General features: G+C 62.8%; 19 protein-coding genes and 1 pseudogene. 16 read left to right on the top strand and 4 right to left on the bottom strand.

What is annotated here, in order from left to right; genetic code table 11:
- Positions 1 to 89: 89 nt before the first annotated feature.
- From EKO19_RS19025 to EKO19_RS39910, 14 genes are all read left to right on the top strand, one after another.
- Entirely contained in the window at positions 90 to 1,712 is a 1,623-nt protein-coding gene (locus EKO19_RS19025; RefSeq protein WP_129778024.1) for a Na/Pi cotransporter family protein, read from the top strand.
- Between the two features lie 194 nt (positions 1,713 to 1,906).
- Positions 1,907 to 2,866: a hypothetical protein gene (locus tag EKO19_RS19020; protein WP_129778023.1), complete on the top strand. Its 960-nt coding sequence runs from the start codon at positions 1,907 to 1,909 to the stop codon at positions 2,864 to 2,866.
- Between the two features lie 70 nt (positions 2,867 to 2,936).
- Positions 2,937 to 5,684 (top strand): M16 family metallopeptidase, encoded by a 2,748-nt coding sequence (locus tag EKO19_RS19015; protein WP_129778022.1) that lies wholly within the window; start codon positions 2,937 to 2,939, stop codon positions 5,682 to 5,684.
- 64 nt (positions 5,685 to 5,748) lie between these two features.
- The gene (locus EKO19_RS19010) at positions 5,749 to 6,387 is read left to right on the top strand and encodes a hypothetical protein (protein WP_129778021.1); all 639 of its coding nucleotides are present in this window, start codon (positions 5,749 to 5,751) and stop codon (positions 6,385 to 6,387) included.
- A complete protein-coding gene (locus EKO19_RS19005) occupies positions 6,384 to 8,210 on the top strand; it encodes an ABC transporter ATP-binding protein/permease (RefSeq protein ID WP_129778020.1) in 1,827 nt (608 codons plus the stop codon). Before EKO19_RS19010 ends, EKO19_RS19005 begins: the two co-directional genes overlap by 4 nt.
- A 60-nt stretch (positions 8,211 to 8,270) precedes the next feature.
- Positions 8,271 to 8,393 (top strand): hypothetical protein, encoded by a 123-nt coding sequence (locus tag EKO19_RS19000; RefSeq protein WP_129778019.1) that lies wholly within the window; start codon positions 8,271 to 8,273, stop codon positions 8,391 to 8,393.
- Positions 8,394 to 8,457: 64 nt separating this feature from the next.
- Positions 8,458 to 9,657: an MFS transporter gene (locus EKO19_RS18995; RefSeq protein ID WP_129778018.1), complete on the top strand. Its 1,200-nt coding sequence runs from the start codon at positions 8,458 to 8,460 to the stop codon at positions 9,655 to 9,657.
- A gap of 87 nt (positions 9,658 to 9,744) precedes the next feature.
- Positions 9,745 to 10,860, top strand: a complete 1,116-nt coding sequence (locus tag EKO19_RS18990; protein ID WP_129778017.1) for a metallophosphoesterase — start codon at positions 9,745 to 9,747, stop codon at positions 10,858 to 10,860.
- Between the two features lie 18 nt (positions 10,861 to 10,878).
- A complete protein-coding gene (locus tag EKO19_RS18985; RefSeq protein WP_129778016.1) occupies positions 10,879 to 12,048 on the top strand; it encodes a helix-turn-helix transcriptional regulator in 1,170 nt (389 codons plus the stop codon).
- A gap of 43 nt (positions 12,049 to 12,091) precedes the next feature.
- Positions 12,092 to 12,598, top strand: a complete 507-nt coding sequence (locus EKO19_RS18980; protein ID WP_129778015.1) for an RNA polymerase sigma factor — start codon at positions 12,092 to 12,094, stop codon at positions 12,596 to 12,598.
- Positions 12,591 to 13,553, top strand: coding sequence for a FecR family protein (locus EKO19_RS18975; protein ID WP_175597109.1), 963 nt, complete (start codon positions 12,591 to 12,593; stop codon positions 13,551 to 13,553). Before EKO19_RS18980 ends, EKO19_RS18975 begins: the two co-directional genes overlap by 8 nt.
- Before the next feature lie 66 nt (positions 13,554 to 13,619).
- A complete protein-coding gene (locus EKO19_RS18970) occupies positions 13,620 to 14,006 on the top strand; it encodes an STN domain-containing protein (RefSeq protein WP_129778013.1) in 387 nt (128 codons plus the stop codon).
- Between the two features lie 121 nt (positions 14,007 to 14,127).
- A complete protein-coding gene (locus tag EKO19_RS18965) occupies positions 14,128 to 15,447 on the top strand; it encodes an AAA family ATPase (protein WP_129778012.1) in 1,320 nt (439 codons plus the stop codon).
- Positions 15,448 to 15,538: 91 nt separating this feature from the next.
- Entirely contained in the window at positions 15,539 to 15,784 is a 246-nt protein-coding gene (locus tag EKO19_RS39910) for a FecR/PupR family sigma factor regulator (RefSeq protein ID WP_129778531.1), read from the top strand.
- Here the strand turns inward: EKO19_RS39910 and EKO19_RS18955 are convergent.
- Together EKO19_RS18955 and EKO19_RS18950 are read right to left on the bottom strand one after the other, a co-directional pair.
- Entirely contained in the window at positions 15,762 to 17,072 is a 1,311-nt protein-coding gene (locus EKO19_RS18955; RefSeq protein WP_129778011.1) for a cytochrome P450, read from the bottom strand. The two genes, EKO19_RS39910 and EKO19_RS18955, sit on opposite strands and share 23 nt — an antisense overlap.
- Positions 17,073 to 17,079: 7 nt before the next feature.
- Positions 17,080 to 18,006, bottom strand: a complete 927-nt coding sequence (locus EKO19_RS18950; RefSeq protein WP_129778010.1) for a M14 family metallopeptidase — start codon at positions 18,004 to 18,006, stop codon at positions 17,080 to 17,082.
- 258 nt (positions 18,007 to 18,264) lie between these two features.
- On the opposite strand from EKO19_RS18950, the pseudogene EKO19_RS39905 reads away from it, so the two are divergent.
- Positions 18,265 to 18,805 (top strand): annotated as a pseudogene (locus tag EKO19_RS39905) (rhamnogalacturonan lyase family protein); the annotation flags it as partial.
- Positions 18,806 to 18,885: 80 nt separating this feature from the next.
- Here EKO19_RS39905 and EKO19_RS18940 read toward each other — a convergent pair.
- Positions 18,886 to 19,857: a FecR family protein gene (locus EKO19_RS18940; RefSeq protein WP_129778008.1), complete on the bottom strand. Its 972-nt coding sequence runs from the start codon at positions 19,855 to 19,857 to the stop codon at positions 18,886 to 18,888.
- Positions 19,854 to 20,354: a sigma-70 family RNA polymerase sigma factor gene (locus tag EKO19_RS18935; RefSeq protein WP_129778007.1), complete on the bottom strand. Its 501-nt coding sequence runs from the start codon at positions 20,352 to 20,354 to the stop codon at positions 19,854 to 19,856. The genes EKO19_RS18940 and EKO19_RS18935 overlap by 4 nt, the downstream gene beginning before the upstream one ends.
- Positions 20,355 to 20,609: 255 nt before the next feature.
- Here EKO19_RS18935 and EKO19_RS18930 point away from each other — a divergent pair, with 255 nt between their 5' ends.
- A complete protein-coding gene (locus EKO19_RS18930; protein WP_175597108.1) occupies positions 20,610 to 23,435 on the top strand; it encodes a TonB-dependent receptor in 2,826 nt (941 codons plus the stop codon).
- Positions 23,436 to 25,173: the final 1,738 nt, after the last annotated feature.

Below are 25,173 nucleotides of genomic sequence, written 5' to 3'. Positions count from 1 at the left end.
GCCGGGCGCTTTGCGGCTGCTTGCGGCGCCGGTTCTGATTCCTGCTTTCGATGGATACAGTCAGCGGCGTGTATCTCTAAACTGGTTGGATGATCCATGCGCTGCTGACATTGGTCGGCCACGTCTGTCTGCTGCTCTGGAGCCTGCAAATGCTCCAGCGCAGTGTCGATCGGTCCTGGGGTGCGCAGATCCGTCGCCTCATGAATCGTGGCAACGATCGGGCGCTGCGCAGTTTCGCGGTGGGCGCGGCAGCCACGACGGTTCTTCAAAGCAGCACGACCGCCATCCTGGCGCTGGCGTCGTGGACCTCGCAGGGCCTGATCCCGCTCGGTGTCGGCATCGCGGCGGCGCTCGGTGCCAATGTCGGCACGACGTTCATCGCGCAATCGTTCTCTTTCCTGTCCATCGAGATCGCACCGCTGTTCGCGCTGGCCGGCTTCGTGATCTTCCGCCAAGGGAAGCTTGCCTCGACCCGTGATCTCGGGCGCGTGCTCATCGCGCTCGGCATCGGCTTGTTCTCGGTCCATGGATTGTCGGCGGCGCTGGCGCCGATGTCGCAGTCGCCCACGTTTCAGCTGGTCATGCATTCCATGAGCAGCGAGCCGGCGGCCGCGTTGCTGGCGAGTGCTGCGTTTGCCTGGCTGTCTCATTCGAGCATCGCAGCCATTCTGCTGATCGTGTCGCTGGCGCAGGTGGATGAGCTGTCGAGTCAGGCGGCGCTCGCGATGGTGCTCGGTGCGAACCTGGGCACGGCGCTCAATCCGCTGCTGTACAGCCGGTCCGCTCAGATCGACGCCTTGCGACTCGCGTCCGCAAATATCCTGACGCGGCTCATCGGTTGCGCGCTGGCCTGGCCGGCACTGATGTTCTCCGATCTATGGATCGACTCGCTCGGCGGCAGCACGCAGCGGGTCGTATTCAACTTCCATACGATCTTCAATCTGGCCGTGGCGCTGCTGTTCCTGCCGGTGGTGCCCGTCATCGCGCGTCAGCTCACGAGGATGTTTCCGGAGCGGGTGCGTGCCGACGATCCGACGTTGCCGAGATATTTGCACGGTCGCGATGCGGAGCCTGCGACCGTGGCGTTGACCAAGGCGGAGCGCGAGGCGCTGCGCATGGCCGATATCGTCGTGGAGATGCTGGATCGTTCGCGCGGTATCTTTGCCAGCAACGACCGCGATCGAATCACCGATGTGCGAGCCCTGGACGACACGCTGGACTCGCTGCACGAGAGCATCCAGCGCTATCTCGCCGGCGTCGGCGGCCAGCCTTTGTCACAACGCGAACGCCTGCGAGCGCAGACCATCCTCACCTTTGCTGTGAATCTGGAGCACATCGGCGACGTGCTCGGTCAACTGCTGATGAAGCGGGCCAGCAAACGTATCAAGCGCCAGGTGAGCCTGTCGGAAGACGAGCTGTCGGTGATCGAGCAGCTCTACGATTCGTTGCGGGAGCATTTGCAGCTGTCCATCGTCGTGTTCATGTACACGGACGTGAAGGCCGCCCGGCAGTTGCTCAAGGACAGTGAGAATTTCAGACAGATCGAACGTCAGGTCGCGCGCCGGCACTTCGACGCCATTTGTTCGGGGCGAGGCGAGGGCGTGTCGGCTGCCGGGTTGTATCTGGATGCCGTGCGCGATCTGTGCTGGGCGAACAGTCGATTGGTCGCCACCGCGGATCTGGCGGTGAAGTATCGGGCGGCTGTTTCCTAGCGCGACATTGCGGATCGCGCGAGTCCTGCTCGTTCTGCATTCCAAACGAGTCGAGCGACCTGACCGTTCCTGCGAGAGTTGTCGGTGTTCATCGGTGTTCATCGACAATCCTGGAGCGCGCCGTGGGTGTGCGGCGCGCTCCTTCTTTACCCGCTACAATTGCGGTCTTTGGCACAGCCGCTCGTTACGCTCCAATGAAAACCCTCACGGTCGCATTGACGGCGACGTCCATTGCCCTGGCGGGAACGTCCGTTTATCTGTGGCGCCAGCTCGAAGGCGAGCGCCAGAGGGTCGCGCTCGCGGAAGCGGCGCTGGAGACGGCCCGGACGGCAGTGCCGGTCGTTCCGGCGCACGAGCCCATCGAAGACACCTCGACCGAAACTGCTGGCCCCAACGCGCTCGCAACCGTGCTGCCCGGGGCGCGAGTCACCGAGTCCGGGGCGCAGGAATTTCCAACCGAGGCGCCCGAGGCCCGGGGCATGCGTCGCGAGCGCATGAATCCCTACGCCACGACTCAGGGCCGCGAAATGATGCGGTTGATGAACAAAGTAGGGAACAAGCGGGCCTACGCCGATCTGATCAAACAACTCGGCCTGAAGGACTCCGAGGCCGAAGCGCTGCTCAACGCGCTGGCCGACCAGCAGGAGCGTGAGTTCGAAGCAATCCGGCAGGCGCGCAGCTCGGGTCAGGGCCGCATGGATCGCGAGGCGATGGAGTCGGTCCAGCGCGACGCGCAGACGCAGACGCAGGCACAGGTCGCGTCGGTGCTCGGTGCGAACACCGCGCAGAAGCTGAGCGACTATCAGGCCACGTTGGGCGAGCGCATGCAGGTCCAGCAGCTGTCCGAGCAACTCGATGCGTTCGGACTGGCGCTGAGCGATCAGCAGGAAGAGCAGATGATCGCCGCGATGACCGAGGAAAAGGCGGCTTTCCCGCAGCCGAAGTGGAATTGGGACGATCCCAAGGCACGCGAGACCAACCTGGAGTGGCGCGAGCAATTCAATCGCCGCGTGCTGGCCCGGGCCACGTCCATCCTCAGCTCCGAACAACACCGGCAGATCAGCGAGATCCAGACCTGGCAGACCAGCTTGCAGCGTCAGGGCATGAATCGCCCGCAGCGGCCGCGCGGCATGCGTCCGGACAACCCGGGCTGATTCCTGCTTTGGGGGGAAGCGCACCGGCGGCGCAGCGCTTACGGTTGACGTTTCGGAAGAGAGAAAGTCAGTGACCCCACGCAATTCCCTGTCGCCCGAGCTGGCTCCCGAATCGAATGAAGCAGGCACGGCGCCCGCCGGAGCCGCCGGTGTGGTCGCCGACGACGTGATCATTCCCTACGAGAAGTTTCAGCTCGACAACGGCCTCACCGTCATCGTGCACGAGAATCGTCGCGCCCCGACGGTGACCGTTGCGGTGTGGTATCGCGTCGGCGCCAAGGAAGAGCCCGCCGGCAAGACCGGTTTCGCGCATCTATTCGAACATTTGATGTTCGGCGGCAGCAAGCATTTTCCCGGCTTGTACCTGAGCAACATGCTCGGCGCCGGTGCCACCCATCTCAACGGCACCACCAATCGCGACCGCACCAACTATTACCAGACCGTGCCGACCGAAGCGCTCGACTACGCGCTGTTCGCCGAATCGGATCGCATGGGACATTTCTACGAAACCATCAGTCAGCAGACGCTGGATGTTCAGCGTGGCGTGGTTCAGAACGAAAAGCGTCAGACCGAGGGTGGGCCGTACGGCCTGGTGCACGATTGCATCGTGCGCGGCACGTATCCTCTCGGCCATCCGTACGCACACACCACCATCGGCTCGATGGAAGACATCCAGTCGGCAACGCTGGATGACGTGAAGGCGTGGTTCAAGACTTACTACGGCCCGTCGAACGCGGTGCTGGTGCTGGCGGGTGACATCGATGCCGAGACGGCCAGGCACAAGGCCAACGAATATTTCGGCGCCATCCCGCCGGGACCGCCGCTGCTGAGATCCCGAGCTTGGATCGCCAAGATGACGGGCGTGAAGCGGGAGACACTCGAAGATCGCGTTTCGCAGGCGCGCGTGTATATGGTCTGGAACACGCCGCAGACCGGTGAGCTCGATGTGACGTTGCTGGATCTGGCGGCGCAGGTCCTGAGCAGCGGCACGTCCTCGCGGTTGCACCGACGTCTGGTTCATGAGCTGGGGCTCGTCTCCGGTATCAAAGCTGGCGTGTCGGCCAGCACGATCGCGGGACAGTTTTCCATCACCGCCACCGTGAAGGGCGGCGTGGCGCTGGAAGCCGTGGAGCAGGCGATCCGCGAGGAGCTGGAACGTTTCCTGATCGAAGGGCCGACAGCCGATGAACTGGAGCGCGTGCGCACGCAAGAGCTGTCGAACTTCATCCGCGGGCTGGACAGTGTTTCAAATATCGCCGCCATGCTGGCGAGCAATGAAGTGCGCGTACAGCGGCCGGATCTGTATCGGCTCGGTCTGCAGTGGGTGCGCGAGGCGACCTGCGAATCGATTCGAGACGCGGCGCAACGCTGGCTGTCCGATGGTTTGTATGTCCTGCAGGTCGTGCCGTTCCCGACGTTGCGCGCGACCGGCAAGGAAATCGATCGCTCCAGCATTCCCGCGATCGGCACGCGTGCCCGCGTCACGCTTCCCGAGCTTCAGCACGAGACGCTGTCGAACGGCATCCGGATCGTGCTGGCGGAGCGCCATGAATTGCCGCTGGTCAATATCGGTGTGATGTTGAAGGACGGCTTGGTCGACGATCCGGCCGATGCGCTGGGCTCGATGCGGTTGACGGCCGCACTCATGACGCAGGGCTCGGGCTTGCGCGATGCCTTCGAGTTCTCCGAGGCACGTCGTCGCATCGGTGCACAGATTTCGGTCAACACCAACTTCGAAGCCTCCGGGATCGGGATGTCGACCTTGAAGGGGCAGCTGGACCCTGCGCTGGAGTTGCTGGGCGATCTGATTCTGCGTCCGCACTTCGCCGAGAGTCACCTGGTCCGGGAACGGGAGCGAATCCTGGAGGTGATCGCGCAGGAAGCGGCCACGCCTGAATCGGCGGGCTCTCGCGTACAGCCAGGACTGCTGTTCGAGCGCGGCCATCCGTATCGCCGGCCGATGTCGGGTTTCGGAGTGGCATCGCATGTATCTCGACTCGATCGCGATTCGGTGCAGCGTTGCTACTCGCGCTGGTTCCGGACGGAAGGCGCGGTGCTGCTGGTCGTCGGTGACACGACGATGTCGGAGATCAAGCCCAAGCTGGAACGTTGTCTGGGGCAGTGGCGCTCGTCGGAGTGGCGTGCATCGCCGCCCGTGCCGGCAGCCGCTGCGCCGCTCGCATCGTCGCTGTATCTCATCGACAAGCCGGATACGCCGCAAGCCATCATCCGGGCCGCGACGGTGCTGCCGTTCATGGAAGACGACGTTTCCTTGCCGGTGAAGATTGCCCACATGGTGCTGGGCGGTGAGTTCGGCTCGCGTCTGAATATCAATCTGCGCGAGGACAAGAACTGGACTTACGGTGTGCGCTCCTCCTTCAGCGCGATGCTGGGACCGCGGCCGTTCCATGTGAGTGCGCCGGTGCAGATCGACAAGACTGCGCTGAGCGTGATGGAGATTCAACGCGAGCTGCGCGACATCGTTGGCGCACGACCGGTGAGTCAGGAAGAGTTCGCGCGCGTGGCACGTACCGAGATGCTGCGTTTCGGCACCGGCATCGGCAGCCTCGGCGGTTTGCAGAACGCCATCGAGTATCTGATTCGCAAGGAACGCACGCCGGAATACTGGAGCGCGTATCCGGAGCGTCTCGCGGCGCTGAACGTCGAGCGGGTGAATGCCACTCTGGCCTCGATGCTGACTCCCGAACGCATGGTGTGGATCGTCACCGGAGATCTGCAGAAGATCGAGCCACAGCTGCGGGACCTCGAATTCGGGTCTCGACACGTCATCTCCTCGGACGGCGAGGCGCTGTACTGACGTTGCGGCGCTCTGCTGCGCCGCTCGTTCACTGAGCGCGAATCGAATCGAACAGGAGATCACGATGATGGAGCGCAAGCACCTGAGTCTGGTGTGCGGCGTCGGCCTGCTATTGACGGGCCTGAGCGGCTGTGACGACACGCCGAACCCCACTTTCGAACAGGACATCAAGGACAAGTACGCCGCCGCCGCGGGCGACCCGTACCAGATCCTGCAGAATGTGCCTCGTCAATACCGCTATCTGCGCAACGACGTGAACATGCGTCCGGCGGCTGCGCAGGCCGATGCATCGGCCCTGCGTGGCGGTCTGAAGGCCATGCTGGCAAAGCTGGATCGCGAACCTGCGATAGCGGGTCTGGAAACTTCGGTCGCGGAATGCCGGCCGCTGTATGAAAAAGCCCAGGCGTTCGATGCAGCCCCGGCGACGCAGCCGGACGTCGATGGCGCCAGCGCCCTTTACAAACAATTGGCTGATTGCCGATCGCGCGCACTGCTCGTCGAAGAGAAGACCGACAACGAGGCGGCCGTGCGTGCACGCCTGTTGCGACGATTTGCTTCCGCCAGCATGGTTCTCGTAAGTGTGTCGCTGGTGGCACAGGGCGCCGAGCAGGAAGGCCTGGCGCTGTGGAGCGAGTCCGAGCTGCTGGCAGCCAAGGACAAGCCTGATTTCAAAGTGAACGCCGGGATGCTGGGTAATCGATGACCGACGCTCGTACCATTCAAGTCGATCCGCGCGACTACCGGCTCGACGGCCGGCTGTTCCGGCGCATCTGGCGGCTGGCCAAGCCTTACTGGAGCGATCCGAAGCACTGGAAATCCTGGGTGCTGATGATCTTTGGCATCCTGATCGGGCCGGCCTGGGCCTATTACAGCTTCTGGGCCGCGCAGGTCGGCGCCGAACAGGCCAACGCGCTGGTGTCGAAGAATCCCGAGGAGTGGCACCGGATTTTCTGGCTGCTGTTCCTGCTCGGGATCGGGCGCTGGCTGTACGGGCTGATCATCGATCTGCTCAACACGCTGATGCAGATGCAGTGGTATCGCTGGATGACCCAATGGGTGGTCAAGCGTTATCTGTCGCACAAGACGTACTACGACATCGCCATGCGCGATGACGTCGACAACCCCGACGAGCGCATCCAGGACAATGTGCTGCCGTTCATCGATGTCGTGCTCAACCTGCCCCTCAAAGTGCTCGGCACCATTCTCGGCCTGACCACCAACGTGGTGCTGCTGTCGCAGGTGAACTCCAGCATGACCACGTTCGTCGTGGTGTATTCGTCGATCTCGATGATCGTGCAGACGGTGATCTACTGGCCGCTGATCCGCAAGAACTTCGATGCAGTGGCGGCGGCGGCGGACTTCCGCTTCGGCCTGCTCCGCGTGCGCGACAACGCCGAGACCATCGCGTTCTTTCGCGGCGAGAACATGGAAGAGAACCAGGTTTCCGGGCGTCTCGACCGGGTCATCCGTAACAAGATGAACATCTATTACTACAACCTCAAGACCGGGTTCATCACCAAGTTCCTGGGCGAGGTCTGGACGGTCGCGCCGCTGGTGCTGATCTACCCGCTGTATTTCGGCGGCGAGATCCAGTACGGCACGATCGCGCTGGCGATGACCGCCGCCGATGGCTTGCGCTCCGCGCTGATGTCGCTGGACAGCTATATTCCGCTCTTTGCCGGCATCGCGCCCCGAGTGGTCCGTCTGGCACAGATCGTCGAGCGCTTCGACGCCATGGATGCTCAGGTCGCGCGCCATAGCGAGCAGATCACCATCAAGCGCGGCGACTTCATCGAGCTCGAGCACGTTTGTTTCCAGACGCCGGGAGGCGAGCAGCAGCTGGCGCAGGATGTATCGCTGACGTTGCGACCGGGCGAGAGCATGATCATCGTCGGTCAGACGGGCGTCGGTAAGAGCTCGATGTTGCGTTCCATGGCGGGTCTGTGGGTGCGCGGTACCGGCACCATGACCATGCCATCCGAAGACGACACGATGTTCGTGCCGCAGAAGCCCTACATGATGCTGGGCAATCTGCGTGCGCAGTTGTTGTATCCGCACGGTCGCTCGGACATGACCGACGAAGAGATGCAGGCGGTGCTGGAGAAGGTGTGTCTGCCCAATCTCATCGAGAAGGCCGGCGGCCTGGATGCCGATCGCGACTGGAGCAAGGTGCTGTCGCTCGGCGAGCAACAGCGCGTTTCGTTCGCCCGCATTCTGATCTCACGGCCGAAGTATGTGTTCCTCGATGAGTCCACCAGCGCGGTGGACATTCCGACCGAGGCGCGCCTGTACAAGGCGCTGATCGAAACCGGCGCGACCTTCATCAGCGTCGGCCATCGCGAAACCATTCTGCGATTCCACGACCGGGCATTGCGCCTGCTGGTCGGCGGCGGCTGGGAGATCATCGACTCACGAAGCATCGAGCCGACGTTGGTGCAGCCACTGGGCGCCTCGCGCGCCACCGCCCAGCCGGAATCTGTTGCTCCGGCGGAACCTGGAGCCTCCTCGGTGACCAGTTGCGGCTGATGGACGGGCCGCTCGTTCCCGTCCGCACGAGTGGCTTATCGGCTGGACGATCGCTGGCAAATGGCGCTGAACCTAAATAACCTGACCGGCCGGGTGTACTATCAGACAGTGGGCGAGCCGGAGGAGGACAACTACTACGGCGCACCTCGCAGCTTCACACTGAGCTTGCGCGGCACCTTCTGACATCCACCTTGCGGGTGTCCACGCTCTCGCTCGTTAGTTGCTTTTAATAGCGAGACTGTTTTCCATGAGCGAGAGCGTAGTCCGGCGAGCGGCGTTGCCAGCCGGAGTCTGGGCGTTAGGGTTCGTCAGTCTGTTCATGGACATCTCTTCGGAGCTGATCCACGCACTGCTGCCCATCTTCGTCGTCGGTACGCTGGGCGCGAGCACGATCTGGCTGGGATTGATCGAAGGTGTCGCCGAGGCGACCGCCAGCATCGTCAAAGTTTTCTCCGGCGCGCTGTCGGATCGCTGGGGCAAGCGCAAATCGCTGGCGCTGCTGGGCTATGGCATGGCCGCCATCACCAAGCCGCTGTTTCCTCTGGCGGGCTCGACGGCCACCGTCTTCATGGCGCGATTCATCGATCGTGTCGGCAAGGGCATTCGAGGTGCGCCTCGCGACGCGCTGGTGGCTGACTACACCACGCCGGAGCAGCGGGGTGCGGCCTATGGATTGCGGCAATCGCTGGATACCGTTGGCGCATTCGTCGGACCGCTGCTCGCCATCGGATTGTTGATGGTGTTAGCAAACAACGTGCGTGCGTTGTTCTGGATCGCGGTCATTCCGGCGTTCATCGCGGTGGCCATTCTCTGGTTCGCGGTGAAGGAGCCGCCGAATCTGCAACCGTCCCAGCGGCGCATCGTCGATCTTCGCCCGCGCGACTTGCCCAAAGCGTTCTGGGTGCTGGCGAGCGTGGCGGCGTTCTTCACGCTGGCGCGTTTCTCCGAAGCGTTCCTGATTCTGCTGGGTGCCAACTCCGGCCTGCCGATGGCGTGGACGCCGATGGTGCTGGTGGTGATGAACATCGCTTACATGCTGTCGGCCTATCCCGCGGGCATCCTCGCCGACCGCATGTCACGTACCAAGCTGCTCATGGTGGGCTGCACGGTGCTCATCGTGGCCAATCTGATACTGGCGAACGCCAGCACGCCGGCGGTTGCACTGGCGGGCGTGGCGCTGTGGGGCCTGCACATGGGGCTCACCGAAGGAATCTTCATCGCCATGGTGGCCGACACGGCGCCCGACAACCTGCGGGGCACGGCTTTCGGCGTGTTCAACATGATGCGCGGGGTGCTGTTGCTGTTCGCGAGCGTGATTGCCGGATTGATATGGGATCGGGTCGGGCCGCATGCCACGTTCGCGACGGCCGCGATCCTGGCTGCCGTGTCGCTGGTGTTCATGCCCCTGGTCGACCCGGCCCGGCATCGGGCGGGCGCGGGCGCCTAGCGGGTGAATGTTACAACTGCGTTGCGGGGGGTGTGGCAGTTGCTCGTTCTTGTGCTGCTACGACCCAGGTCGCATTCGTAATTTCACATGGCATCAACCCGATCGAGGCGCGCCAAGGCCAAACCGGCCCGTCGCAAGACCAGACCACCGCTGACCAAGGCGGGCTACGACATCATCGGCGACGTGCATGGCTGCCACTTGGAACTGACTGCGCTGCTGAAGCAGATGGGGTATTCCAAGCGGGCCGGCGTGTGGCGTCACAAGCAGCGCAAGGCGGTGTTCGTCGGCGATCTGGTCGACCGGGGTCCGGCGATCCGGGAGACCCTGGAGACCGTCGCGGCCATGGTGGACGCCGGCGCCGCTCACTGCATCCTCGGCAATCACGAGCGGGATTTCATTTATTACTACATGAATCGCGGCGACGGCAAGCCGATCCGCGAGCACAACAAGGTACGCAAGAAACAATTGCGCGAGACCCATCGGCAGCTGAGCGTCGAAGAGGGGCTCATCTCGCATTGGATTAGCTGGCTGCGCAAGTTGCCCCTGGTATTCGAAGCGCCGGGGCTGCGCGTGGTGCACGCGGCGTGGAATCACAATGCGGTCGAGTACTGGCGCGAGAGAAATCTGGGCGACAAGTCGCTGTACATGGAGCTGTCCGATCACAAGACCAAACCGAGCGCCTATCTGGATCGATTGCTGTTCGGCCCGTGGCTCACGTACGAGAAGGACGGCAAGGAGAAGACCACACGCGTGCGCTGGTACGCGTCAGCGGACAAGCTCGCTGGCACGACGGTGTGGCACGGCGCGTTTCGACGCAATTCGAAACTGCCTCGCCGGGAGATGACCGATCAGGAGAAGCGCCTGCTGTGGGGCTATCCGAGCGATGCGCCGCCGCTGTTCACGGGACATCAAAGCTTGCCGCTCGATGCCAAGATGAAACCGATGCGGGCCAATCTGGCCTGCGTGGATTATTCCGCGGTGTATGGCGGACGGCTGTGTGCCTATCGGTGGTCGGGCGAGAAGGTGCTGAAGGCCAGCTCGTTCGTCGCCGTGCCGGCGCATCCGAAGACTCAGGCTGCCATCAGGAAACAAAAGGAAATTGAAGCGGCCCGCCAGGCGGAGAAGGCGGCCCAGGCCAAGCAGGCAGCTGCCGCGGCGGCTGCGCAGGACGCGGCGCCGGCGAGCCCGGCGGCGAGCCCTTGAGCCGTCGAGGACGGATCATTGGCCGCTAGAAAACGCGCGCTTCAAGCCGAGCCCGTCGCTCTCACCGGCAGCATCTCACATCTGTCGCGCATCGCTGGCGCGACCGATCTGTCGCTGTTCTGGGAAGCGCTGGTGGCCCTGCTACAAGAGAACGTTCCTCACAGCACGACGTTTCTCTGGTACGACTACGTCGACTTCTCGACCAGCAGCCTTGCGACCCGGGTGTTCGAGGCCCCGCAGCTGGAGCGCTCGGCCGACTATTGGGAGAATCGTCGCCGCTCGCACCTCACGCCGCAGTACTTGTGTGAGAACCCGGGCACCATCCTGCATCGGCTCAGTGACATCGCGCCCGCCGAGCGTATCCGCTCGACCGAGTTCTATCAGCGCTTCATGCGTCCCGAGGGCTGGGAGCATGGCGTGACGCTCGCCTTCTGGGAGAAGGGCCTCACACGCGCCACGCTGGTGCTGTACCGGACGTACGAGCAGGGCAACTTCACCGATCAGGAATGTCATTGGCTGACCCTGCTGCATCCGTTGATCGAAGCGGTGCTGTTCCGGATGATCGATCAGTATCAGCAGCAGGCCGTGCAGGACGCGATGGGCGACTTCGTACGCGGTCTGCCGATTGGGTTGATTCTGCTGAATTGGGATTTGCAGCCCGTGTACGTCAACGATGCCGGGTATGCGCAGGCGCTGGCGTGGAACGTTCCCAACCTGCGTCATCACGATCCGCGCGCGGACTTTCGTGTACCCGCCGAGTTGCGGAGGCATTGCGAACAGTTCCGGGTCGCCTGGTTGCAGCGACGTGACAGTGGCAGCTGCATCGAGAAGGTTCAGCATCCACACGACGAGGACTTGCGCGCGGTGGTGAGCATGCATCAGGTGCGCAGCTTCTCGGTTCATCGCCCGACGTTCCTGATTCGCTTTACCGGGGTGCGGACCCGCACTCACACGACGGCGCATCTGTCCGAATCCCAACTGAGCATTCTGGCTCAGCTCACGCCCACCGAGCGGGAAGTGACGCTGCTGGTCCGGCAGGGGCTGTCGAACCGGCAGATCGCCGAACAGCTGCATCGTGAGGTGTGCACGATCAAGGACCACCTGGGGCACATCTACCGCAAGCTCGACATCCGCACCCGGACCCAGCTGGTGAGCATGCTGGTCGAAGGGCCGCCGCGGCTGGCGTAGTCCGGATTGCGGTCTCGGCGGAGGCGGGTCGTTCAATAGAACGATGTCCACCTCCCCGCCAGCGCTGCTGCAGATCTTTCTCGCCGAGCGGGATCGGGTCGTTGGCTTGATCCGGAGGATCGTGCGCTGCCGGGACGCCGCCGAGGACCTCGCTCATGAAACGCTGCTGCGGCTGTGGCATCGGCCCATGGCCGACCAGGACCGCAGCTTGGTGTTCCGCACGGCGCAGAACCTCGCCATCGATCATCTTCGCAGCCGTCAGGTCCGCGCCGCCTATTCGAGGGGCGCGATCGAAGCCGCACCTGACGATGCGATGCTCGCCCCCGAAGCATTGGAGCCGCAGTCGTCCGCAGTGGCGGCTCAGCAGTTCGACACGTTGGTCGAAACGCTGCGAGGGCTTCCTGAACGCACGCAACGGATCTTCCTGCTCAATCGTATCGACGAGCTGTCCTATGCCGAGATTGCGCGGCAACTGGGCGTATCGGTGAGCACCGTCGAGAAGGAAATGATGCGGGCTCTCGATGCTTGCCGGGGCAGTCTCAATGACTGACGCGAGCTTGCAATCGAAGAATGACGCGATTACGCGCGAAGCGCAGCGGTGGCACCTGCGATTGAAAGACGCATCGGCCACGGACACGGATCGCAGGCAGTTCGATGCCTGGCTTGGGCTCGATCCCTCGCACGCGCATGCATACGACAGAGCAGAGCAGTTGTGGCGAGATCTTCGAGGCCCGGCGTCGACGTTGGCTGCGGATGGGCGGTATCGACGAGGCGCGCGTCGAACAAGCGGCTTACAGGTGACACTCGCGCTCGCGGCGTCGATCGCAGCATTTGCGCTGGTGTTCTGGTTTCAATCACCGGGTCTGGTCGACCGTGCCTTCGCCGACAGCTCGACGGCACCGGGACAACAGGCGACGGTGCCGCTCGCCGATGGCTCCAGTGCGTTTCTCGATGGCGATACGGCCATCGATGTCGATTTCTCCGGCGCCGCCCGGCGTGTACAACTGGTTCGCGGACGCGCTTGGTTCGACGTCCAGCACGATTCGTCGCGTCCGTTTCACGTCCGCGCGGGCGATGTCGATGTTCGAGTGGTCGGCACTGCGTTTGCGGTCGAACGGCGAGGAGCAGCGGTCGAGGTCACCGTCGAGCGCGGCAGGGTGGCGGTGGCGTCCAGGGATCCTGGCACGACATATTTGATCGCAGGTCAACAGCTCGTGCTCGATGGCGAGGCGATGCGTGGGCCGGAAAACGTGTCCGTGGAAACATCGTTGGCCTGGCGACGAGGGCTGGTCGTGTTCGATCAGGCTTCACTCGCGACCGTGGCCCATGAGCTCAGTCGAATGGGAGCGGGACGGATCGTGATTCCGGAGGATTCGTTGGGCTCATTGACCGTCTCCGGCGTGTTCCAGGCAGGAGACTGGCAAGCCGTGCTCGACTCCCTGCGCAGTGGCCTGAACCTCCGTGCCACTCGCGTGCCCGGCGTCGTGACCGTGCTGTATCGCTGATCTTCGACCTGAGGAGCTGCCCAGGCTGATCCGTTGTTCCCTTGAGTATCACTTGGGGAGCAATGCATGTTCGCAGGTCTTCGCAGACTGGGCGTCGTTTGTGGGCTGGTTACCGTGTTGAGCATTCCAGCTCACGCACAGCAGAGCGCGGCGCAGGTCGAACGCACGTTTCGATTCAACATTCCATCGAAACCACTGCTCGCCGCGCTCGTAGATTTCACCGATGTGACAGGCGTGCAGTTGCTCTATCCCTCCACGGGCGAGCTCAAGGTGACGTCGCGCGCCGTATCGGGGACGTATTCGGCACAAGAGGCGTTGCGCCAGATGTTGCAAGGAACGGGCATCGGGTTTCGTTTCGCCAATCACAACACGGTGACGTTGCAGAAGGAGTCGGAGCAGGGCACGCGTACGCTCGGACCAGTGCGCGTCGAAGGAGCGGATCGATGCGGATGAGGGCTTCTGGGTGCAAACGAGCCAGCCGCGCGAATACCGCAACCGACGGGCGCCCTAGTGTGGCGTCCACCTGCGTCGCTCGTTGACTCACCGTCAACAACGCGAGCAGGAGTCAGACAGAGTGGAACGTCATTACAACTACGCGAGGCAAGCGCTCGAGGATCACTTCGGCGCGCAGAGACTGAGCTCCATCGTGACCTCACGGCGGCAATTCGCATCGCATGTGCTACCAGATCTGCAATCCGCGCTGATTGCTGAAGCGGATCGATACGAGCCGGTTTTATTTGGCCTGCATCAGTCTCATCCGATGCAGTCACTGCACGCCTCGGCCATGCTGATCATGGGCGATCAGGCTTTGCAGATCGCGCCGGTGCAGCGCTTCGACGTCGACATCGGTACCGATCAGCCTTTCTCTGCGATCAGCAATGGCTTGTGGCTGTTCGAAGTGGACGGCGAGCCGGTGGGAGTCATCCTGTCGCGGCTGGTCGAGCCCAGAGCGCGTTACTCGATCGTCGAGGTGATCACTTTGCCCCAATCGGTGAGCTTTACGACGAGCCTGTTCGAGACGCTGACCAACGCTGCGAAGACATCGCAGCTCTATCGCGGCAAGACGCTGTCGTTCGAATCCGCCTCCGACTACAGCGGCATGCGCTCCGACATGCTCGTGCATCGCGTGCCGCCAGTGTCACGGGACAAGGTGATTCTCGAGGACGCCACACTTCAGCGCGTCGAGCGTCATGTGCTCGAACATATCTATCATCGTCAGGGGCTTCGCGAGCTTGGGCAATCCACGCGCAAGGGCATCCTGCTCTACGGCCCGCCGGGAACCGGCAAGACCCATCTGATTCGTTATCTCACATCGCAGTTGCCCGAGCACACCACGATCCTGGTGACCGCCGAACAAGTGGCGAATCTCGGCATGTATATGACCATGGCGCGAGCGCTGCAGCCCAGTGTGTTCGTGCTCGAAGACGTCGATCTCATCGGTCGATCGCGCGAGGGAATGGGCGGCGCCTGTTCGACCGAAGCAACGTTGAACCGGCTCCTCAATGAGATGGACGGGCTGGGTGAAGAGGCGGAGATTCTGTTCATCCTGACGACCAATCGACCCGGCGCCATCGAGGAGGCGCTGGCCTCCCGGCCCGGTCGCATCGACGAGGCCATCGAGGTGCCGCTGCCGGACGCGGACTGCCGGGCGCGGCTGTTGGCGCTCTATGGCAAGGCGCTCACCTTTGAAGAGGGCACCATCGCCGCCACGGTTGCGGCTACCCAAGGTGCCAGCGCCTCTTTCATGAAGGAGCTGGTGCGGCGGTTTGCGCAGTTCAGTCTGGCTTGCGGCAAAGATGGAAGGGTGCCGATGGCGGATGCCGCTGCGGTGGTGGGGGATGCGCTGGGAAGCCGAACCGCCATCGGCGGCAAGTTGCTGGGGTTCCACACCTAGCTGGGCTTGCGGATCTCGCGGCATCCATTCGTTCTGAAGAGGATGCCGCGAGCAGTCAATCCAGAGCAAGTGGCGGAAGCGTTCAGTGACCATGAACATTCAGGTCTCGACCGGGCTGCCACCGAATGGGTCGTGCGTCTCACCTCTCACCTCCGGCCAGGCGAGCGCTGCGGATGTCGAAGCGGCAAGCGCGTGGTGTCAGCTGAGCGATGAGCATCAAGCGGCATTCGAGCGAGCGCGTCATCTATGGCCTCTCGCTGCTCCGCCCGCAGCCGCAGTTCACTGCTTTCGATCGGCTGCATCTGGAGACGGGGTCAGTGTCGGCGCGGAATCCTGACCGGCAGCGAACGATAGCCGCGCACGAACGTGGAATACACACGTTCGGGCGCGCCGACGACTTCGATGAGCGGGAAACGTTTCAGGATTTCTTCCCAGATCACCCGCAATTGCATCTCGGCGAGCCGGCTGCCGACGCAGCGATGAATGCCGCTGCCGAAGGAAAGATGCTGGCGAGCTTTCGGGCGACCGATGATGTAGTCGTCGGGGCGCTCGATGATGCTTTCGTCGCGATTGCCGGAGAGATACCACATGACGACCTTGTCGCCGGTGCGAATCCGTTTGCCGTTGAGCTGCACGTCCTGTACGGCCGTGCGCCGCATGTGAGCGAGCGGGGTCTGCCAGCGAATGGTTTCCGAGACCATGGCAGGCACCAGCTCGGGGTGCTCGCGTAATTTCTGATACTGATCGGGATTCTGATTCAGTGCGAGCACGCTGCCGGTGATGCTGTTGCGGGTCGTGTCGTTGCCGCCGACGATCAGCAGCACGATGTTGCCCTGGTACTCATAGGGCGACATGTTTCGCGTGCCTTCGCCGTGCGCGAGCATCGAAATCAGATCTTTGCCCGCGGGGCTGGCGGCGCGCTCGTGCCACAGCTTCTGAAAGGTCTCGAAGCACTCGCCCATTTCCTTGACCCATTGATCGGGTGTGTCGATCACGCCGCCGCCCGGCACGGCGGTGGCGACGTCGGACCAGCGGGTCAGCCGGCGCCGTTCTGGTTGAGGAAAATCCATCAGCGTCGCCAGCGTCATCGCGGTCAGCTCCATGGACACCTTATCGGCCCAGTCGAATTCGACGCCGATCGGCAGCTCGTCCAGGATGGCGGCGGCGCGGCTGCGAATCAGCGGTTCGAGATTGCGCAGGTTGTCGGGCGCCACGATCGGCTGGACCGCGTTTCGTTGCACGTCGTGCCTGGGCGGATCCATGGCGATGAACATCGGCAGCGCGTTGGTCGTGGTGTTGATGGTGATGCCGCCTTGCGCGGCGTCGGACGAGAACTGCTGATGATTCATGTCGACCGCCATGATGTCGTGATAGCGGGTGATCGACCAATAGCCGCCGAACGTCGGGCTCTCGACGTAATGCACCGGATCCTCGCGCCGCAGCCGCTCGAAGTACGGACCGACCAGATCGGCATGAAACAATTTGGGATTGGCGACGTCGATCTCGGCCAGTGGCTGCGAATACGCATGCGCCCTGGCGGCTTCGAGCGTCGGCGGTGGCTCCGGAAATACATCCAGCGTGTAGTTGACGATCGGCCCGGAGCGGGAGGCGAGGTTGTCACTCATGGGAAGCTCAGTTGGGATTGGCCAATGCAAACTCGATTGCCGTGCAAACCGCCGCGACCTGAGCGTCATTGCATTGTTCAGGCGTGGCGCGCGGGCTGTCTGGATAGACTTCGGTGGTCGTCGTGAAGCGCGCGCCGGTGATACCGGCGCACAGACCGAGCGATCGCATGGCGTACCGGATGACGCCGGGCGACACCACGTCCGATTCGATAATCTGCCCTTTGTCGTCCGCCGGAGCAATATGAGTCACTTTGCTCACGGCATCGATGATGGCTTGCTGAAACGCCGGCTGCGGATTTTCGGTGTCGTCCACCAGATAAAAACCGTCGGGAATCAGGCCCGGCTCGGAAGTTTTGCCGTCGCGCGCGGCGAGGGCCGGGCGAAATTCAGTTTCGTCGGTGTCGGTGGTTTCGTGCAGATCGACGTGCAGCAGAAAACGTCCACGCAGCGGACCCACCAGGCGCAGCAGGGCCGACGACTCTTCGGCAGGACCGTCTTCGCGGAACGACCGGTTCGGGTCGATGGCATTCGCATTCCAGCGATGAATGCGCTCGTAAGCCCAGGGACTCACGCAGGGGGCGACGAGCAAGTTGATGCGCCCCGCATAGTCGGCGGCACGCTGATCGAGAAACTGTAGTGCGCCATGCACGCCGCTCGTTTCGTAGCCGTGCACGCCGCCAGTCACGAGTGCGACCGGAAGATCGTCGCGCCAGCCTCGATTGCGGACCGCAAACAAACGGTACCGGTCGGGCGCGTAATCCAGCCGGCCATACTCCTCGACATCGAAGCGCGCGGCCAGGCGGTCGAGTTGCTTCACGACATCGTCCTGGTAGCTGCGATGACGAACCTGACGCGCCAGCCACTGCGCACGCTCGGTCGCCCCCCAAGGAGTGCCTGGGGTGCCGATGGGGTAGTGCGCCGTTGCTGAAGTCATGCGAAAGAACCTCTGAAAGTCCAAAGGCGGTTACTTTAACTCAGTCCAGGGTCGCACTTGATTGCAAAAAGAATCAACCGGGAAAAAATTCGAGCAAATTCGATTAGGGGGCGTCATCCGAGTGGCAAAGGCCACTCATATATAAAGGAGTGCTCGATGGACCCGCTGAAAGGATGGCGGCGGGGGATTGCCGCGGGCTGTATCGGAGTCCTGTTGCCGATTGTTCATGCAGGCGCGAAGGGGAATCTCACCCCGCGCATGCCTGCCAGGCAGGCGGAGTTCTTAGATCGCGGACTGGTCGCGGTGAAAACCGACTCAGGCGTGTTTCTCGGCTGGCGATTGCTGGGAAACGAATCGTACGACACCGGCTTCAACCTCTATCGCAACGGTAGCAAGCTGAATCGGAAGCCATTGACCGACACCACGAACTGTCTGGATTCCGCGGGAACGGCGGATTCTATTTATTCCGTGCGGTGTGTGTTCGATGGGCCGTCAGTATCCGCTCGCGGCGTTGATCTCTGCTTTGAGACGAGGCCGTCACAACGTGGACTCCGCCGACGTGTGGGACGGTTCGTATCTTCCGATTCCGTTGCAAAAGCCGGCAGATGTTGTGACACCAGCGGGCGAGGCGTACACGTATCGCGCGAACGACGCGAGCGCTGGCGATCTCGACGGCACGCAGCTGTGGCGGATCTCGCTGGGACGAAACATTCGCGCCGGCGCGCACTACACGCAGTTCATGGTGTACGACTTCGACGGCGACGGCAAAGCGGAAGTGGCGATGAAGACCGCCGACGGCGCCGCGGTTGTACTTTCCACGGCCGCGGAAATAGGGGATGACTTGGCTCGCGTCGCGTGAACCGCGACGCGAACTCAAATTCACCGCGCGCTGGTTTTCGCTGTGGTGACCAGCAGAACATTGGGTCGCTGACGATCGATGACCAGATTGTGCTCGAGCGCCAGCGCCTGTGCGAACGTCATCGGATCGTCGAGCTTCACCGTGGCGTTGATCACGGTGTCGGCGGGCAGTGCCGTCTCATCGATGTCGATTTGCAACAGGTTGCGGCGATTGAGCTCGGCCACGACTTGCGTGACCGTCTTGCCGTTGGCGTTCCAGATCCCCTGGCTCCACTGGATCTGGTCGTCGAGCTTGATCCGGCGAACCGCCAGCGGCGCGCCCTCGGCGATCGTCAGCTGCTCGCCTTTATGGACATAGATGGGCCTACCCCGACCCCGGGCGGGCTCGACGCGCACGGTGCCTTCCGTCACCGTGACCTCAGGCGGGCCATCGAGCAGCTTGACCGCGAACTCCGTGCCGACCGCCACGACACTGATGTCGCCGGTGCGCACGACGAAGGGCCGCCGGGTGTCCTTCTTGACCTTGAACAAGGCCTGACCGCGTTTGAACGCCACCTTGCGCTCGTCATCGTTCACCTGGAAGTCCATGGCGGTGCCCGGGCCCAGAAAGACACCGCTGCCGTCCTTGAGATTGTCGGGGTGCCATTGGGTCGTTTGATTGACGAGTTGCTGCTGGCTCTCGACCGTCGGCGGAAACGCCAGCAGTCCGCAGATGATGCCGACTCCGGCCACGGCGGCCGCTTTGAGTGCGATCGAATCGTGCAGTGACCGGCGCGGCTCGGGCATCCCGAGGGGAGGGTGGGACAACTTCTTCGCCGCCCGCAGCAATGCGGCCATTTCCCGGAATGTTTGCTCGTTCCCGGGCTGCGAGCGCCACTGCCGGCAGGCCTGCCGGTCGCTGGCCGACAGGCTTCCCTCCTGCGACTGGATCGCGAGGTCCGCCGTCTTCAAGCGGCGGCGCAGTTCGGCTCGTGAAAACTTGGGTGCGATCATTTCGGATCTCCATGAGTGCGCCCGGCTAGGGCGTGGCAGCGTGTGAGGGCTTGCTTGCGCAGCCGCCAGACCGTCGTGAAACTCACATTCATGTCCTTGGCGATTTCCGTCAGCGCCACTTCATGAACGCAACTTTGCAGGAACACGTAGCGCTCCCGTGCGGGGAGCTTGTCGATGATTCGCGCCAGAGCGTACTGGTTCTCGTAGTCGATCTCGGTCGCGTGCTGCGAGAACCCGGCGTCCATCGACAACGCCTCGAGGCGTTCCCGCTCCCGACGCAGGCGATAGCGGTCTTTCACCTCGTTGCGAATCTTCCAGCAGAAAAAAGCTTTCAAGCTGCGCATCTCCTCGGGAGGCTCCTCTACATATTTCACCAGCACGCTACCGACTACATCCCGCGCCTCCGCCTCGGGCATCTGCCATTCGCGCCGGCGCAGCCACGCCACCAGCCAACGAATGAGGTTCTGATCGACGCCGCCCGGTATGTTTGATTTCATTGCCCGCCTCTGCCCGCTGCAACCGCTGCTATCGAGATGACCGTGTCTGGCACGTCGCTCTACCCTGTGATGACTCGTTTGCCCTTCGCTGCTGTATAGACGTTGTGAGACCGACTTTTTATTCACATTTCTTTCTTCCGGGTTTACACCGGATCGAAGTTGCGAATGTTTGCAGCGACGAGTGCGAGTGGCAGGGATCACCGCTACCGGTGGAGCGGTCAACCTCGATGCAGCCGGGTGCTGTGCGCGAGATCCATGAAGCAAAACTACAGTTTGTTGTTGTCTCTCTCGCTCGGGATGGCTCTGGCCACGGCGAGAGCGGAGCACGTTCCAGCGCCGCGAGATGAGCTGACATTCCAGATCGAACGAGCGCCGCTGGCGGAAGCGCTGGATCAATTCAGTGTGCAGACCGGTTTGCAGGTCTTCTGGCAGGGCGCCGAGCCCGCCATGGTCGAGCCGCTGCGGGGGCGCTATTCGGTCGCGGCGGCGTTGACGACTCTGCTGAAGGGGACGGGTAACGAATATTTGTATATCAATGAACGTGCCATTCTGGTGCGCAGAGCAGTCAACAGTCGCGGCACTCCAGTGGCCCAAGGGTCATCGGCTCGGGCGTCGCGATCGTCCGCATCCGGCCCGGCGCCGCTCGAGGAAGTGATCGTCAGCGGTGTGTCCGGCAGCACGCTCGGCTTCACGGGCCAGACGCTGACTCTCACGCGCGAGGACTTCGAGAAACAGGCTGAGTCTTCGCTGGCGGGGTTCTTCAGGTATCTGCCCGTGCAGCCCTACAACATGGATGGTCGCCGCGCCAGCGGTGCTCAATACGTGGAGCTGCGTGGTCTCGGTCCAGGCACCACCATGATTCTGATCGATGGTCTGCCAGTGGCCGCATCTTCGGGCGATGGCGCGAGCGGATTCGATCTGAGCTCCATTCCAGTGGCGGCGGTGAAGCTGATGGAGATCACCGCCGATCCGCCGCCGGCCCATCTTCCCGGAGCGGTCGGCGGAGTGGTCAACATCGTTCTGGACCGCGATCGTGAGCAGACGCGGGTCGCTTTCAAATATTCGGCGGCCAGCGGCGGCGCGGGCGAGCGCTACTTCTCGGTCGCCGGCAGTGCCGGCCGGAGGATCAAAGGCACGTTTGCCCTGGAGTATCAGCAGCGCGATTTTCTGTTGGGCGAGAAGCGCGACTTGTGGCGCGACCAGGACTATCGACGCTTCGGCGGCGTCGACTATCGGGCGCCGACCAGCAGCCCCGGAAACATACATTCAACGAGCGGCGAGCGGCTGCCTGGCTTGCGCTCGTCCCGCGCCGCCATTCCTGCCGGTGACGGTGTCGGGCTGACGCCGGCGGACTTCGCCGCGACCGATGGACGCGTCAACCTGGAGAGTCTGAGTCGGTATTATTCCGTGGTGCCGGCGACTGAACGTGGCAGCGCCTTCGGCGCGGTGGAACTGCCTCTGGGCGATGCGGTCCTGGCCTCGGCTGACTTTCTTTATACCGGCCGTGAAGTCATACAGCAGCGCAACCCGCCGATTCTGTCCGGCATTCTCGTGCCTGCCAGCAACCCATACAATCCTTTCGGCATGCCGCTGGTGGCTGATTTGATGATTGCGGGCATGCCGCCACAGCGGACGATCACCGATAGCAACCTGTTGCGTTCGGTCTTGAGTGTGCGCAGCGTGGATATGTCCTGGAACTGGCAGCTGTCACTCATCAACACACGCGATGAGGTGGCCGTCACTTCGTTCACCAGCATTCCACAAGACAGGGTGGCTGCGGCGGTGGCGACGGCGGATCCTGCTCTCAGTCTGAACATATTCAATCCGGACAGTCCGGGCAGCCGCGAGTTGCTCGAGTGGCTCGTCGATGTGCCCACCCTGGCGCGAAGCTCGTCGAGCTCGACCTTGGTTCGAGCGACCCTGGCCGGCAAGGTGGGGAAAGTGCGCACGTTGTTCGGGCTGGACGGCGAGCACATTCGCTCGTCCTTCGCCGAGATCGCACAACAAACGTTACAGCGTCGCACCTCCGCCGGTTTCGTCGAGTTGAGTGTGCCGCTGCACGACACGCTGAGTCTGAACGCCGGCGGCCGTCTCGAGTACCTCGGTGACCTCGGCGAGATGACTGGCTTTCAGTACGGGTTGAGATGGCAGCCGATCGGTTCGCTCACCGTGGTCGCGGCCTATGGCAAGAGCGATCGCGCGCCGACGTTGTTGGAAATGATGCGGCCGCGGATGCGTAGCGAAGCGACCGTGGTGGATACCAGCAGGCGTGGCGAGATTCGTAACATCAGTGTGGTCGTCGGTGGCAATCCCGATCTCGATCCGATGCGAGTCGAATCCTGGTCGGTGGCGATGACCTGGAAGCCTGAATCGGGAGCTTACGAGGCGAGCGCGAAATACTGGAACATTGCGCTACGCGACCAGGTGATCGTGCCATCTCTGCCCCGGCTGCTCGACCACCAGGAATATTTCAGCGAGCGCGTGGTGCGCGACGCGCCCACGTCTGTGGATATCGCGGCGGGTCAACCCGGGCCGCTGCGGCTGCTCGACTTCTCTCGTCTGAACAGCGGGCGCCTGGCAACTCGAGGGATGGATTTGCTGGTGTCGAAGCATGTCGACGCCGGTGCATTCGGAGAGATCTCGGGGAAACTGATGGCCACCTGGGTCGATGAGTATGTGACTGCGGACGTGCAGGATATCAAAGGCACGGATCGCGTCGGCATCGCGAGTCCCTATGGAACGATTCCCAGGTGGCGCGTCGTCGGTTCGCTGGCGTGGCAGCGCGGGATCGTCGGGGCATCCACGACCTTCCGCTACACGCCGTCCTATGCGGACGCGTTCATGGAACCGACCGGGCGCACGATCCCATCACAGAGCATCGTGGACGTCGAGCTGACGCTCGAGCTGGCAAGAACGACGGACAGCCCGTGGCTCCGCGATCTCACTGTTGCGTTTGGGGTCGTGAATGTGTTCGACAAGACGCCGGCGTTCGCCTCGGTCGGCCTCTCGGCGGGCTTCGATCTGTCGCAGGGGGATCTGTTGCAGCGGGTGGGCTACTTGCGAGTGGCCAAGGCCTTTTGAGTCCACTCAGCGCGCCAGGGCTACCCGGCGCCGACGCAGCGCCGACCAGCGCGGCCAATCCACCCAGCAGCAGGACGATTGCGGGCGGCAGCGGCACAGGTGTCGTTGCTTTGGAGAGATTCCATGCGAGCGCGTAACTGCCATCGAACGCTGCGGACTGCAGCGAGGAAACGGTGAGTCGATACCGCCGGCCGCTCACCAGCGAATACCAAAGGGTCTGGGTGTTATCGATCAGACTGACCGAGCTGCCGACCTGCTGGCCGGTGGTCGCGTCGTAGAGCGACAGCCCGAGGTTGTGCAAGGTCGCGCCGCCGGCGCTGCCGACCGCGTCCACGTCCAGATTCCATACCAGCGAGGCGCTCAGCTGATTGTGATCGGCAGTGGCCGTGAAGCTGTAGTTGAGCTCGGTGGCCGAGCCATAACTGCCGCCGAAGTTTTCGACGTAATCGAAGCCTGCGCAGATCGGTAGTGAGCTGCCACACAACACCGAGCCCGCTTCATGCTCGCCAGCGGCGATGATCTGATGACTGTTCGAAGCGTTGATCTGGCCGGCGCCGTAACGGGCGTCGAGGCCGTTGGCGGTGCCATTCGCTCGATAGTCGGTGATCTGCGATGGGGTGCTGGTGTTGTGAGTTTCACGATCCGCGCCGGCCATGAGCGCGGCTTTGATGGTTGCGGCGCGCTCGGCGTTATAGATCGTGGCGCCGGCACGATTGCTCGTCGAGCTGTGCGACAGCGTTTCGGCGCCCGTGTGTCCGGTCTCGATCAGCAGAGCTGCCAATGAAGATACGACGGGGGCGGCGGCCGATGCGGTATTCATCGGGGCCACGACGTCCGGGCGCGTCCGTCCGGCGGCATACACCGGGTCGACCGCGCTCAGATCGTAAGATCCACGAGGGTGATTGCCGCTCGTCACACCGACCGCGATGGAGTTGAATGCGCTGCCCGGGAGTGCGCGATTACTGCTGCCGTTGTTCACGGCCGCCACGTTGATGATGTTGTCTCGCTGAACCAGCCAATCCAGGCGACGCAGGGCCTCGGCGTCACCCACGGGATCGTTCAACGTACCCACCCAACTATGGTTGATGACGCGCGCATCCGTAATCGATGGCAGCGCCGGTGTGCCGAGACCGAGGAAATCCGTCGCCAACCAATCGATGGCGTTGCCGAGCCGCACGGTGCCGATCCCGGAAGCGGGCGCATCGTTGCCATAGAACAGCTGGCCGACATTGACCCCATGCCCGGAGGTGCTCGATGAGCGACCGCTGGGGCTGGTGATGAAATTGAAAGTCACACCGGAGAATTGACTGCTGGTCGATCCGGTCACGGGACTCCAGATCGGCAGATTGCTGCTATCGACGCGCGCCGGCGCCTCGACCTGCACCACCGTTACACCGGCACCCGTCGGAACCGAGGTGCCGAGGCGATTCACGAGATCGTCATAACCGATGTCGTTCTTGTAGTCCTGGGCCGGGACGCCCGCCGACATCGTCAGCAGTGCCAGACAGGCCCAATGCGAGGTCGAAACTCTCATTCGGATGCCATCCACGGCGAACTCACATATGAACGCACAGAGTGCAGCACCTGGATGAATGAAGAGTGACGGTAGCCTGCCGGCTCACGAATGCGACGGACATTTGTCAGACGCTGTGTTCGGCGCTGTACACGATAGTTATTGCTGTTCGATGACACTGACTATTTATTTCCAGCGCAGGGTTCAAAACAGCGTTGCGGAAGA

It is taken from the genome of Peristeroidobacter soli, from assembly GCF_004138485.1.
Taxonomy (GTDB): Bacteria; Pseudomonadota; Gammaproteobacteria; order Steroidobacterales; family Steroidobacteraceae; genus Steroidobacter; species Steroidobacter soli.
The sequence above is the reverse complement of the archived record's forward strand: the minus strand, read 5'-3'. Positions and strand labels throughout refer to the sequence as shown.

Excerpts from the sequence above, each read along its gene's own strand:
- EKO19_RS19000 (WP_129778019.1), top strand. The coding sequence starts at position 8,271 with ATGGCGCTGAACCTAAATAACCTGACCGGCCGGGTGTACTATCAGACA.
- EKO19_RS19025 (WP_129778024.1), top strand. The coding sequence starts at position 90 with ATGATCCATGCGCTGCTGACATTGGTCGGCCACGTCTGTCTGCTGCTC.
- EKO19_RS18975 (WP_175597109.1), top strand. The coding sequence starts at position 12,591 with ATGACTGACGCGAGCTTGCAATCGAAGAATGACGCGATTACGCGCGAA.
- EKO19_RS18995 (WP_129778018.1), top strand. The coding sequence starts at position 8,458 with ATGAGCGAGAGCGTAGTCCGGCGAGCGGCGTTGCCAGCCGGAGTCTGG.
- EKO19_RS18990 (WP_129778017.1), top strand. The coding sequence starts at position 9,745 with ATGGCATCAACCCGATCGAGGCGCGCCAAGGCCAAACCGGCCCGTCGC.
- EKO19_RS18955 (WP_129778011.1), bottom strand. The coding sequence starts at position 17,072 with ATGAGTGACAACCTCGCCTCCCGCTCCGGGCCGATCGTCAACTACACG.
- EKO19_RS39910 (WP_129778531.1), top strand. The coding sequence starts at position 15,539 with ATGAACATTCAGGTCTCGACCGGGCTGCCACCGAATGGGTCGTGCGTC.
- EKO19_RS19020 (WP_129778023.1), top strand. The coding sequence starts at position 1,907 with ATGAAAACCCTCACGGTCGCATTGACGGCGACGTCCATTGCCCTGGCG.
- EKO19_RS18980 (WP_129778015.1), top strand. The coding sequence starts at position 12,092 with ATGTCCACCTCCCCGCCAGCGCTGCTGCAGATCTTTCTCGCCGAGCGG.
- EKO19_RS18935 (WP_129778007.1), bottom strand. The coding sequence starts at position 20,354 with ATGAAATCAAACATACCGGGCGGCGTCGATCAGAACCTCATTCGTTGG.
- EKO19_RS19005 (WP_129778020.1), top strand. The coding sequence starts at position 6,384 with ATGACCGACGCTCGTACCATTCAAGTCGATCCGCGCGACTACCGGCTC.
- EKO19_RS18970 (WP_129778013.1), top strand. The coding sequence starts at position 13,620 with ATGTTCGCAGGTCTTCGCAGACTGGGCGTCGTTTGTGGGCTGGTTACC.
- EKO19_RS19010 (WP_129778021.1), top strand. The coding sequence starts at position 5,749 with ATGATGGAGCGCAAGCACCTGAGTCTGGTGTGCGGCGTCGGCCTGCTA.
- EKO19_RS18950 (WP_129778010.1), bottom strand. The coding sequence starts at position 18,006 with ATGACTTCAGCAACGGCGCACTACCCCATCGGCACCCCAGGCACTCCT.
- EKO19_RS18930 (WP_175597108.1), top strand. The coding sequence starts at position 20,610 with ATGAAGCAAAACTACAGTTTGTTGTTGTCTCTCTCGCTCGGGATGGCT.
- EKO19_RS18940 (WP_129778008.1), bottom strand. The coding sequence starts at position 19,857 with ATGATCGCACCCAAGTTTTCACGAGCCGAACTGCGCCGCCGCTTGAAG.